At 71.4% G+C, this 11,679-nt stretch carries 10 protein-coding genes; 5 read left to right on the top strand and 5 right to left on the bottom strand.

Annotated features, from left to right (window positions below):
• Positions 1 to 17: 17 nt before the first annotated feature.
• A complete protein-coding gene (locus BM417_RS06490) occupies positions 18 to 269 on the bottom strand; it encodes a hypothetical protein (protein ID WP_143138533.1) in 252 nt (83 codons plus the stop codon).
• A 258-nt stretch (positions 270 to 527) separates the two neighbouring features.
• Here BM417_RS06490 and BM417_RS06485 point away from each other — a divergent pair, with 258 nt between their 5' ends.
• Positions 528 to 1,667, top strand: coding sequence for a GH12 family glycosyl hydrolase domain-containing protein (locus BM417_RS06485; RefSeq protein WP_093588859.1), 1,140 nt, complete (start codon positions 528 to 530; stop codon positions 1,665 to 1,667).
• Here the strand turns inward: BM417_RS06485 and BM417_RS06480 are convergent.
• Both BM417_RS06480 and BM417_RS06475 read right to left on the bottom strand, forming a co-directional pair.
• Positions 1,648 to 2,355, bottom strand: coding sequence for an ABC transporter ATP-binding protein (locus BM417_RS06480; RefSeq protein WP_093588858.1), 708 nt, complete (start codon positions 2,353 to 2,355; stop codon positions 1,648 to 1,650). The genes BM417_RS06485 and BM417_RS06480 overlap by 20 nt on opposite strands.
• Positions 2,352 to 3,440, bottom strand: a complete 1,089-nt coding sequence (locus BM417_RS06475) for an ABC transporter permease (RefSeq protein WP_093588857.1) — start codon at positions 3,438 to 3,440, stop codon at positions 2,352 to 2,354. The genes BM417_RS06480 and BM417_RS06475 overlap by 4 nt, the downstream gene beginning before the upstream one ends.
• 171 nt (positions 3,441 to 3,611) lie before the next feature.
• Here BM417_RS06475 and BM417_RS06470 point away from each other — a divergent pair, with 171 nt between their 5' ends.
• The gene (locus BM417_RS06470; RefSeq protein ID WP_093588856.1) at positions 3,612 to 4,820 is read left to right on the top strand and encodes a sensor histidine kinase; all 1,209 of its coding nucleotides are present in this window, start codon (positions 3,612 to 3,614) and stop codon (positions 4,818 to 4,820) included.
• Entirely contained in the window at positions 4,817 to 5,455 is a 639-nt protein-coding gene (locus BM417_RS06465; RefSeq protein ID WP_093588855.1) for a response regulator, read from the top strand. The genes BM417_RS06470 and BM417_RS06465 overlap by 4 nt, the downstream gene beginning before the upstream one ends.
• Here the strand turns inward: BM417_RS06465 and BM417_RS06460 are convergent.
• Positions 5,399 to 6,028: a TetR/AcrR family transcriptional regulator gene (locus tag BM417_RS06460; RefSeq protein WP_093588854.1), complete on the bottom strand. Its 630-nt coding sequence runs from the start codon at positions 6,026 to 6,028 to the stop codon at positions 5,399 to 5,401. The genes BM417_RS06465 and BM417_RS06460 overlap by 57 nt on opposite strands.
• Before the next feature lie 91 nt (positions 6,029 to 6,119).
• On the opposite strand from BM417_RS06460, the gene BM417_RS06455 reads away from it, so the two are divergent.
• A complete protein-coding gene (locus BM417_RS06455) occupies positions 6,120 to 6,719 on the top strand; it encodes an NAD(P)-dependent oxidoreductase (RefSeq protein ID WP_245821827.1) in 600 nt (199 codons plus the stop codon).
• Positions 6,716 to 7,630 carry an SDR family NAD(P)-dependent oxidoreductase gene (locus BM417_RS06450; RefSeq protein ID WP_093588852.1) on the top strand — a complete coding sequence of 305 codons (915 nt, stop codon included), beginning with the start codon at positions 6,716 to 6,718 and terminating at the stop codon, positions 7,628 to 7,630. Before BM417_RS06455 ends, BM417_RS06450 begins: the two co-directional genes overlap by 4 nt.
• Positions 7,631 to 7,632: 2 nt before the next feature.
• On the opposite strand, the gene BM417_RS06445 is transcribed toward BM417_RS06450, so the two are convergent.
• Positions 7,633 to 11,556: a WD40 repeat domain-containing protein gene (locus tag BM417_RS06445; RefSeq protein ID WP_143138532.1), complete on the bottom strand. Its 3,924-nt coding sequence runs from the start codon at positions 11,554 to 11,556 to the stop codon at positions 7,633 to 7,635.
• Positions 11,557 to 11,679: the final 123 nt, after the last annotated feature.

Here is an 11,679-nt window from a genome sequence, read left to right as displayed (position 1 = left end):
TCCGCCGTTGAGCAAGCTCATCGGCGTTGCTCACGCGCCTTGCCCATGATCCAGGTGAGCGCGTCGGCGGAGGACAGCGGTCCGCGCGCTCCGTGCAGCAGAAGAGGAGCGTCTCGCCAGACACGCGTCCACGCGTCGAGCGCCGCCTGGTCGGCCGCTTGGCCGTCTTCGCGTTGCGGTTCGCCCAGAACCACGCGGTAGAACGGCGCCGCCAGAAGGTCGTAGACCTGACCGAACGCAGTCCGGTCCGCTCCCGCGACAGCGGTCATCAGCTCTCCCAAGCCGGTTCGTTCGCGAACCTGTGCACCCTCTTCCACGCTCACCTTTCGCCGTCGTCAAGTAGCTGTGCACCAACGCTATGGCCGCGCAGGACGGCCTGCATGACGGCCGGCAGGTCCGGTGGGGTGGTGCGGCTCACCCCAGGTCGTGGGCCGGGATGAACGCCAACGCCGGGCAGGGCGTATCCCTCGGCAGGGCGTCGCGCACCGTGGTGCCGATGCCTCCGGGCCACCGAAGGAGGAGCACGGATGAATCCCACCGCTCACATCGCCTTCCGCGTCGCCGCCGCGTTCGTGGTGCTCGGACTGGGCGGAGCGTTGATCTCCGCGCTCGTCGGCCTGGTCCTGTCGAACGCCGGGCCCGCGGCGAGCACGAGCCTCTCCCTCTGTTCCAAGGACGGCGTCGTTCCGGCCGGGGGCAAGGACTACCTCGCCCAGAACAACGTGTGGAACGCCGAAACACCCCAGTGCATCACCGTGGGGGACCAGTCGTTGCGGATCGAGAGCGCCGCGCACGACGCGTCGCCGGAAGGCGCCCCCGCGGCCACCCCGTCCTTGCTCAGAGGGTGTCACTGGCAGGAGTGCACCGATGTGGGCGGTCTGCCGGTCCAGGTGTCGGCGATGCCCCGTGTGACCAGCGACTGGGTGAGCAGGCAGGTCGACACCGGGGTCTTCAACGCCGCCTACGTGGTGTGGTTCCACAGCGGACCTGTCGCCGACGGCACGCCGGACGGCGCTGAGATGGTGATCTGGTTCCGCAGCCGCGGCGGTGTCAAGCCAGGAGGGGTCCTGCTGGCCCGCGAGGTGCCGATCTCGGATGCCCGGTGGAACGTGTGGCTGGCACGTGACCAAGGCCGGGTGCGAGTCACCTACGAACGAGTCGGTGAGGCCACGGCCGTCAAGGACCTCGACATCAGCGCGTTCACCGGGGACTCCGTCGAACGAGGTCTGGTCTCGCCGGACTGGTACCTGATCGCGGTCGAGGCCGGATTCAACCTGTGGCGTGGAGGTGCGGGCAACGCCATCGAGAACTTCTCCGTCTCCGTGGACGACCAGAAGCCCAGGAGGGCACTGGGGACGTCCGCTCCCGCCCCGTGTTTCGCCGCCCTGAGCGTGGAGGAGACCTGGACTGGAGGGTTCCGCGCGGTCGTGGAGGTGACCAACGTGGGGGACTCGCCGGTCCAGGGCTGGATCCTCGACTGGACGTTCCCCGACGGTCAACACGTGGAGAAGACGTCCGTGGGTCAGGCGACCCAGTCCGGCTCCGCGGTCCGCGTCGTCGGCTCCGCGCGCGACGGTGTGCTCGAGCCGGGGAAGTCCACCACCTTCGACGTCGTCGGCACTGGCGTCTCGCCCGGCGTCGTGTCGATCACCTGCACGCCTGCCTGAGTGCCTGTTCCGGGCGTGGGCCGGGGCGAAGGCGGCCGTCGTGGACCTCGGCGATCTGGTCCACGCCGATGAGGTGGGCGCGGTCGTGGGTGACCAGGACGGTGGCGGTGGCCTGCTGGTGGGTGAGCCGGGTGAGGAGATCGACGACGGCGGCTCCGCGTTCGTGGTCGAGGGCGCTGGTGGGTTCGTCGACCAGCAGGACGGTGGGGTCGTTCATCAGGGCGCGGGCGATGTTCACGCGCTGGCGCTGGCCGCCGGAGAGCTGGTGCGGGCGGCGTTCTGCCTGCGGTGCGAGGCCGACGGCGTCGAGCAACTCCAACGCGCGGGTGCGGGCCCTGGCCGGCGACCGGCCGTCGATCTGGGCCATGACCTGAAGCTGTTCGCAGGCGGAGAGGGCGGGCAGCAGGTTGGGGTGCTGGAAGACGATGCCGATCTTGCGGCGACGCAGGTCGGTGAGGTCGCCGCGGGTCATGCCGGTGGTCGTGGTGCCGTCGACGGTGACCGTGCCGGCGTCGGGGGTGATGAGGGTGGCGGCGACCGCGAGCAGGCTGGACTTGCCGGAACCGGAGGGGCCGACCACGGCGGTCAGGCTTCCTCGGGGGACGTCCAGGGTGACCTGGTCGAGTGCGGTGAGGCGGGCATCGCCGTCCGCATAGGTGAGCGTGACGTCGGTCAGGGTGAGGCTCATCGGGTGCTCCCCAGGGCGGTCAGCGGGTCGACGGAGGTGATGCGCCGGATCGCGAGGGCGGCTCCCAGCGCGCCGAGCACGACCATCACGGCGGCCGGGACCAGCACGGTGGCGGGGGTGAGCACGAAGGGCACAGTGGAGCCGGCGATGGCGGCACCTAGGCCGGCGGCGAGGCCGGTTCCGACGAGGGTTCCGCCGGCGAGCAGGACGACGGCCTGGCCCAGCGCGTCCTTGAGCAGCCAGGCCGTGGTGGCGCCGAGCGCCTTGAGGACGGCGATGTCACCGCTGCGCTGGATGGTCCAGACGGTGAAGAAGGCGCCGATGACCAGGGCGGAGATGGCGAACAGGAAGCCACGCATCAGTTGCAGGGAGCCGTTCTCGGAGGTGTAGGAGCCGATCGCGGACAGCGAGTCGTCCGTGGAGACCGTCCTGGTGCCCGCGGCGTCGTCGGCGGTGGCGAGATCGGCGTCGGAGGTGGTGGTCAGGGCGATCACGGTCGCGGCCGGGCCGCCGCTGGTGCCGGACGGGGGAGCGGTCGCGCGCCAGACGTCGAGGGTGGTCCAGATGACCGGGGTGTGGCTGTAGAACGCGTCGCTGGACACCGCGGCCACGGTCAGCCGCCGTCCGCCCAGAGCGACGCTGTCACCGGACCGGATTCCCAGGTCGGCGGCGGCCGTGGCGGACAGCACCGCGGAGTGCTCGTTGAGTTTCCCGCCGTCCGGGGCGAGGACGGATCCGGTTCGGACGCCGAAGACCGAGACACCGGTGCTCCGGTCACCAGCGGTCGCCTTGGTGGTGGTGATGCCCAGGGGTTCGGCGGCGGTGACCCCGGGGACGGTGGCCCAGTGCCGCCACTGCGTCTCGGTGACGGTGGAGTCGGCGTAGGACAGCCCCTGACCACCGCTGGGCGCGGCGAAGGCGATCCTGTCGGCGGGAAGGCCGGTGATGGCGGAGACGTTCTGCCGGCCGAGTCCGGCGGTCAGTCCGGACAGCAGACCGACCAGCAGGGTGATCAGCACGATCACGGTTCCCATCAGGGCGAAACGCCCCTTGGCGAACCTGAGTTCTCTCCAGGCGACGAACAAGGCCTCGACCTGTCCTTTCCGGCGGGTGGATCGGTACGGCTCCACGGTCGCCGCCGGCGCCCTGCCGCGGCATCTGGCCGGGGATGGCACTTCACGAGCCGGAAGACAGCGCCCCGCCTCCACCTTTCGACAGAGGTGACCCCGCCGCGGCCCACGTAGCCTGGTCAGACCGTGAACGCTCCCGCTCTGACACCGACCAACCGGGTACTGACCTGGTGCCTGCACCTCCTGTTCGTCGCCCTGCTCGTCCTGGCGATGGCACGGGCCGTGGCCGGGCGGCACCCTCAGGCCTGGGCGGTCGTCGCGGTCGCGGTGGCCTGCGGGGCGGTGTACGCGGCCGGCCCGGTGCTACCTCGCGTCCGCACGTCCCGGCTCGCCGCCGCGGGGTGGCTGGCCGCAGTCAGCGCCGGGTGGCTGGTCCTGGTGGTGCTGACCGCCGACGGCGTGTGGGTGGCCTTCCCCCTGTACTTCCTCCAGCTCCACCTGCTGCCGCGCCGTGCCGGCCTGGTCGCGGTGATCGCCACGGCACTGGCCGCGATCACCGCCTTCGGCGCGCACCAGGACGTCTTCAGCCCGGTCGCCGCGATCGGCCCGTTGCTCGGCGCGGCCGTCGCGGTCGCCGTGGTCTGGGGCTACCAGGCGCTCTACCGGGAGAGCGAGCAACGCAGGCGCCTGATCGAGGAGCTCACCGCGACCCGCGCCGACCTGGCCCGCGCCCAGCACACCGCCGGGGTACTGGCCGAACGGGAACGCCTGGCCCACGAGATCCACGACACCCTCGCCCAGGGGCTGTCCAGCATCCAGTTGCTGCTGCGCGCCGCGGAACGGGTGCTGCCCGACACCTCGGGCAACGCCGCCCGCTACGTGGGCCAGGCCCGCCAGGCCGCGGCGGACAACCTCGCCGAGGCACGCCGTTTCGTCGCCGCCCTCACCCCGCCCGCCCTCGACGACACCACGCTGGCAGGCGCCCTGGAACGCCTGTGCGCCACCACCGGCACCCGCCACCGGATCACCGCGCGGTTCCACCTCGCCGGCGATCCGGTCCCGCTGCCGACGGCACACGAGGTCGCCCTGCTGCGCATCGCCCAGGCCGCCGTCGCGAACACCGTCCGCCACGCGCACGCCACCACCGTCGAGATCACCCTGCGCCACCTCGGCGACGAGATCGCGCTCGGCGTCGCCGACGACGGAACCGGCTTCGACCCTGGGAGCCTTCCCGCTCCCGATCCCGGCGAGGGAGGTTTTGGCCTGACGGCCATGCGCACCCGCGCCCGCGCGCTGGGCGGTTCCCTCACCGTCGAGTCGACCCCCGGCCACGGCACGGCGCTGGCCGCCCGGCTTCCTCTGCCGCGATCCATCGACACCGAGGCCCGTCCATGACCGACACCCCGATCCGCCTCCTGCTGGCCGACGACCATCCCGTGGTGCGGGCGGGGCTGCGGGCCGTGCTGGAGACCGAACCCGGCCTCGTCGTGGTCGCCGAGGCCGCGACCGCCGAGGCCGCCGTGGCGCGCGCCACCGAGGGCGACATCGACGTCGTCCTGATGGACCTGCGGTTCGGCCGGGGAATGACCGGAGCCGAGGCGACCGCCGCGATCACCGCACGTCCCGGTGCGCCCCGCGTTCTGATCGTCACCACCTACGACACCGATGCCGACACGCTGCCCGCCATCGAGTCGGGCGCCACCGGGTACCTCCTCAAGGACGCACATCCCGACGACCTGACCGCCGCCGTCCGCACCGCCGCGGCAGGGCGGACCACCCTGGCCCCCACCGTCGCCGACCGGCTCCTGAACCGGATGCGCATGCCCGGCGCCGCGTTGACGCGGCGGGAGATCGAGGTGCTCGTCCTGGTCGCCGACGGGCTGTCCAACCGGGCCGTCGCGGCGCGCCTGCACCTCACCGAAGGCACCGTGAAGTCGCACCTCGCCCGCTGCTACACCAAACTCGGCGTCGACTCACGCACCGCCGCCGTCGCGACCGCGACCGACATCGGCCTGATCCGCCGGCGGTGACGATCCCGGTGTGGTCCAGGTCCCGATCGCGTTCAGCAGATGATCGATCATCGCGTCGGTGACGGGGCGGCGCTCGAACATGCTCCGGAACACCAGGGGGCCGATGATGATCGCCGGGGTGTCGAGAAGGTCGGCTGACGCCTGAAGCTCGCCGGTTCGGGTCGCCGAGTCCAGGGCCGTGCCGAGCTGGCCGCTGATCGTGGCGATGAGCTGCTCCCGTCGAGCGATCGCGTCCGGCTCGTCCGGCGCTCCGTGGAACAGCGCCGCGGTCACCGCCTGCACCTCGGGCAGGGCCAGTTCGTCGGCGAGCGTGCGCATCTGCCGCGCCAGCCAGGGGCGGACGGGTGGGACGGGGTCCCGGAAGAACGGCATCCGGACGCCGGCCATCGTGTCGTCGAGCAGCAGTCTCGGCTGTGGCCAATGGCGATACACGGTCGCGCGCCCGACTCCCGCGCGTTTGGCGACGTTCTGATGCGTGACCGCGGCCGGTCCGTCCTCGCGCAGGAGCTCCCGTGCGGCGGAGAGGATCGCCTCGCGGCTGCGAGTGATGCGCGGGTCGGTGGAGTCGGCCATGGCGACATCTTATGAGACAACTTGACTCAGAAGCACGCGGGACGGCAGAGTGGAACTTATGAGACACGATGACTCACAAAGTTCCCGGTTGGTGGTCCTGGGTGCGAGCGGTGGCACTGGACGGGCCGTCGTCGATGTCGCGCTGCGAGCCGGACACGCCGTCACGGCCGTTGTGCGCCGCAGCGACGCGATCCCGCCCGCGCCCGGCTTGACCGTGGCGGTACTCCCGGTGCTGACCGATCTGGCCCACGTCGTCGCCGGCCACGACGCGATCATCAGCGCGCTCGGCACCAACGACCGCGGCCCGTCCACGGTCTGTTCGGACGGCATCCGCGCCACGTTGCTCGCGATGAAGGAGACGAACGTGCGCCGCCTCGTGGCCGTCAGCGCACACGGCGCGGCGGAGAGCCGTGACCGGTCGCTGTACTCCGTGCTGCTCTGGGCTTCGGTCAAGCACAAGATGCGGGACAAGGAGGCGATGGAGGCGCTCATCCGTCAGTCCGATGTGGACTGGACGATCGTCCGGCCGCCCGCGCTCAAGGACACCCCGGCGACCGGCGGCTACCGCACGGGCAACGATCTGCGCATCACCGTGACCTCCTCGGTGTCACGCGCCGACCTGGCCGACTTCCTCGTGCGCGAGGCCGTGCGACCGGCGTTCGTCCGCCAGGCCCCGAGGATCGCCGCATGAACGTCCACAGTGGTCAGACCGATCTGAGCGGCCAGGTCGCGCTGGTGACCGGTGGCGCCGGCGGAATGGGCAGGGTCATCACCGCGGAACTGGTCCGCGCCGGCGCCCACGTCGTCATCACGACCCGCGACGGGGAACGGGGAGAAGCCCTGCGGCGCGAGGTCGGCGCGGACCGGGTGGAGGTGCTCACCGGCGACCTGAGCGTCCGCCGCGACCTGCACCGGTTCGCCGCCGAGTTCTCGCGCCGTCACGACCGGCTGCACCTGCTGATCAACAACGCCGGAGCGCACTACCGCGACCGGCGGCTGACCGCCGACGGCGTGGAAGCGCACCTGGCCGTGAACCACCTGGCCGGGTTCACGCTCACCTACCTCCTGCACGACCGACTCCAGGCCGCCGCGCCCAGCCGTGTCGTCAACGTCGTCTCGGCGACCATGTCCGACACCCGCACCGTGCCGTTGCTCGGCAGGCCCCGGCCGGTCTCGCTCGACCTGGCCGGCGTCACCGACCTGCGTGAGCTCAATCCCGTCGAGGGCTTCGCCCCGTTCACCGCCTACGCGCGGGCCAAGCTGCTGAGCACGATCTGCGGCTACGTCTTCGCCGACCGCTGGCACGACGAGGGCGTGACGGTGAACGCCGTGCATCCCGGGCTCGTCAGCACGAGCATCGTCGACGACATCACGCCCGCCGCGCTCAGACCCTTCCGGTCGGTGATCCACAGTCGTCTGCTGACACCGGAGGCAGGCGCGGCGGCCGCACTGCGCCTGGCCACGGACCCCGGCCTCTCGACCGTGACGGGCCGCTACTACGTGCGGGACAAGGAAGAACGGTCGCCCAGCGTCTCCTACGACCCCGCCACGCGCGCCAAGGCCTGGCGGCTCAGTGCGGACTGGGCAGCGCCGGAGGGGTGAGGTCAGCACATGGCCCGGTAGTCGTGGTGGGACAGGTCGGGGTCGGCCTCCCACTCGGCCTGGGTGAGTCCCCGGCGGACCAGGCCGCAGGCGACCCTGGCCGGATCGGCGACGAGGTCGCGGGCGTTGCCCACCCACCACCGGTTCACCTGGTCGTACTCGTCGGTGGCGACGAGGTTGGCGCCGTCCGGCGTGAACTGAAGGACCAGGACTCCCTTGGGCGGACCGGACAGGGTCTGCAGCGCGATCGGCTCGCGGGGGTCGGTCACGTCCCACAACGTGACGGAGCCGTTCAGGGATCCGGTGGCCAGCAACGGTTTGTCCGGCGAGTACGCCGCGGCCACGACCGGGCCCGTGGGGCTTTGCACGGTGGCCGCGAGGACCTGACCGCTGCGCATGTCCCAGAAACGCACGCGCCCGTCTCCGCTGCCGACGGTCAGCGTGCTGTCGTTCGAGCTGAAGGCCAGACCGTGCACGGAGCCGGTCGGCTCGACGAGCCGCGCGGTGACGGTCGGGTGTTCGGGCTTGCTGATGTCCAGCAACAGCACGCCGTAGTTGTTGGTGCCGATGGCGAGGTCGTGTCCGTCCTTGGTGATCGCCGCCGAGGTGATCTCCACCGAGCCGATCCCCAATGCGTCGTGGTCCAGGGCGGAGAGGAGACCGGGGGAGTCGGGCCGGCTGATGTCCCACAGGCCGAGCCCGCCGAGGCCGTCGCCCACCGCCAGCAGCCGGTTCCCCGGTCCCAGCGCCAGCGCGGTCGGTGTGTGCTGGCGCTCGATCTTCCCCAGCTGGGCGAAGGTGCGATCCGCGCCCGGCCGCCACAACACCACCGTCCCGTCGGACTTGTCCGACGGGACGGACTGCACACCTTCGGGCGTGGACCTCATGGAGAACGATTCGGCCGCGGCGTGGCCGACGACCATCAACCGGCTGACGGGGTCACCGATCGCGATCAGCCTCCCGACGTCCGTCTGTGAGGTCGTCTCGCCGCCGTCGGGATCGGGATCCGCCCACACCAGCCGGCGGCCGGGCGCCGGGTGCACCGTGCCCCGCGGCGTGGCAAGACCGTTGGTCAGGTACTCGTCCACGGTGCCGTCCCGTCGTGCCACCAGCAACAACCCGTCCTCCGGGCTGAAGGCGAGGCTCGCGACCGGTTCTGACCGCCCGCCGAACTGGTGGCGCAGCACGGCCTTCGCGGGGTCCGTCACGTCCCACAACTTCACGGAGCGGTCGGTCCCGACGGTGGCCATGAGGTTGCCGTTGTGGCTGAACAGGACGCCGTCCACGTGCAGCTCGTGACCGGGGAACGTGGAGAGCGCGCGGAAGCGGTCGGAGGCCGCCGGATCAGGCTGATCAAGGCCGCCGACCAGCATCGCGGACGCGGTGTTGCCGTCAGCACTGCCGCCCACGGCCACCGCGGTGCCGTCGGCCCGCAGACTGGTGGCGATGCCGGTGTTCAAGGTCGGGACGATGCTGCGGTGATCGGCGTCGCGGGCGTTCTGGGCGAGGTTCGGCAGTCCGGGCAGTCGCGACTCCCGGCCGCGGCTCGGATCGCCGGTGGCGGGGAGGGTCCAGGTCGTGACCGCGTTGCGATCGACCGAGACCATGCTGCCGCCGTCGGGCCGGATCGCGACGTCCTGCACCGAGTTGCACTTCGGGGAGCAGGGCGGCACCCCGCTGCCCTGACGAACGGGCTTGCGGGGGTCGGCCAGATCCCACACCGCCACGGTTCCGTCCTCGTCGCCGGTGACGAGCCGGTTTCCGTCCGATGTGGACCGAATCGCGGTGATCCGCGTCGGACCCGCCGCCGTCGTACCGAGCCGTTGCGGCGCATGCCGATCAGCCAGGCCCCAGACGGTCAACGGTCCGTTGACCGCCACGGTGACGAGCATCTTCCGCTCCGGCAGCACCGTGGCCTGGGAGATCGGGCCGCCGGGGAGATCGAGCGGCACCTGCCGGGCGGGCTCGGCCTTGGCGGCGGTGTCCCACAGACCGAACTCGCCGCTCCGCGTCAACGTGAGCAGCCAGTTGTCCGGTCCCGTGTCGATACCGGCCAGGTCGGGAACCGTCCGCAGGCCGCGGAAGTACCAGGAGTCGGCGACGGTCCGCACCAGCCCGCCGCGGGCGGCCTCGACCGTGGTCGGGTCCTCGGTGGCCGCGGCGAGGTGTGCGGCGGTGATTCCCCAGCGCAGCGCGTCCACCGGGTGGTCCGCGCGGAGCGAGTCCGCCGCGGCCAGTTCGGCACGCGCCGAGGCCAGCAGCTGCTGGGCGTCTCGCTGGCGGCGGATGGTCTCGTAGGCGGTCACGGCGACACCGGCGATGACCAGCAGCACGGCGATCACGGTGACCGTGACCCGGCCACGCCTGCGCCGGCGGCGGGCGAGCTCCTGGACGGCGTCCCGATTGGCTTGGCCGGCAAGGAGAAACCGCCGGCTCAACGCGCCTATGCGCGGGCCCGTCGCCGTCTCGTCCAACAGGCTCTGCGCGACCTCCAGCCGCAGCCCCTGGTAGAGCTGACCTGGGTCCTCGTCGTCGGCGGCCCAGCGTTCGGCGGCGTCCGCGAGCTGTTGCGCGGCCAGCACTTCGGCCCGATTGTGCGACAGCCATCCGCGTAGCGTCGGCCACGCGACGATGAGCGCCTCGTGGGCGAGCTGAACCGTGTGCTTGTCCGCTGTGAGCAGTCTGGTCTCCGGCGCTGTCAGCGTGGTCAGCACCACGTCCAGCGTTTCGTCGTCCTGGAGCTCTGCGGCGAGCTGTGCGCGGTTGACGCGGCGGCGGGTGGCCTCGCTGTCGTCGCTGACCTTCACCAGTCGCAGCAACACCTGCCGCGCCAGTTCTCGTCCCTGCGGCGCGACCGTGCCGAGTTCGGCAAGGGCACGTTCGGCCGTCAGGGCGATGGCGTGCTGGATCCCGCCGGTGTCCTGGTAGCCCTGCACGGTGAGAGCGCTGCCGTGGCGCTGCTGCCAGCTGACCCGCAACGCGTGCGCCAACAGCGGCAGGCGGCCGGCCTCGTACGCGGCCGAGCCGTCGTCGCGGGCGGTGACACCCAGATCTCGCAGCAGCAGTTCGACCAGACCGGATTCGACGTCCAGTCCGACGTTCCTGGCCGGTAACAGGATCGCCTCGCGCAACTGCGGTTCCGTCATCGGTCCGACCACCAGCGGACCGTCCTGCAACGCGGCCCGCAGGGGCGGGTGGTCGATGCAGGCCCCGTAGAAGTCCGCACGCAGGCCCACGACGACCAGAGCCGGTTGACCGGTGTCGGCCGGACCGCTGACCTGGTCCAGCAGGTCGATGAACGCGCGCCGCTGCTCGTCGTCGGCGCACTGCGTGAACAGCTCCTCGAACTGGTCCACGATCAGGACGACCCGTGCGTCCGGCTCCGCGGCCCCCAGCTCGGCCAGCGCCGCTGACAACCGCTCCGGTTCCGGGGCGAGATCGCCGGCGAGTGGCGCGAGCGCGTTCGTGAGTGCCTGCAAGGGTTCCGCTGTGGGCGTGAACACGAGTGCCGGCCACGTGTTCGAGCCCGGCAGCGCACCCTGGCCGAGCTTGGGCAGCAGGCCTGCGGACAACAGGGAGGACTTGCCCGCGCCCGACGGCGCCACCACCACCTGCACCCCGCCGGTGCGCAGTCGCCGGTCCAGAGCGGTGATCAGCTCCGCGACCAGGGTGTCCCGTCCGAAGAACCACGCGGCCTGCTCGGGTTCGAACGCGGTCAGTCCCGGATAGGGGCACTCCTGCGTCATCGGACCCGACGTACTGCGCCGGCGGTCGTGTGTCCCGTTCAGATAGTGCAGATGCTGGTCACCCTCGACGTGGGTGAGATGCCCGATGCTGCCGGCCAGGAAGGCCGTACCGTGGACCGTGCCGGTCAACTCGTTGTGCACGGCCGGGAGGGACTCGTCTTCTTGGTGCTGCTCGGTCACCTGGTATCCGATGCGTGAGTGGTTCAACGCGGGCGTGGGCTTGTCGCCCGGTCGCCGTCACGCGTTTCACGACACTGCGGCTCCCACCCGATCAGGTGATCGACAGTCGCACCGGTGTGGAAA

Source organism: Lentzea waywayandensis (assembly GCF_900115955.1).
In the GTDB taxonomy this organism is placed as follows: Bacteria; Actinomycetota; Actinomycetes; order Mycobacteriales; family Pseudonocardiaceae; genus Lentzea; species Lentzea waywayandensis.
This window is presented reverse-complemented; position numbering and strand designations above follow the sequence as displayed.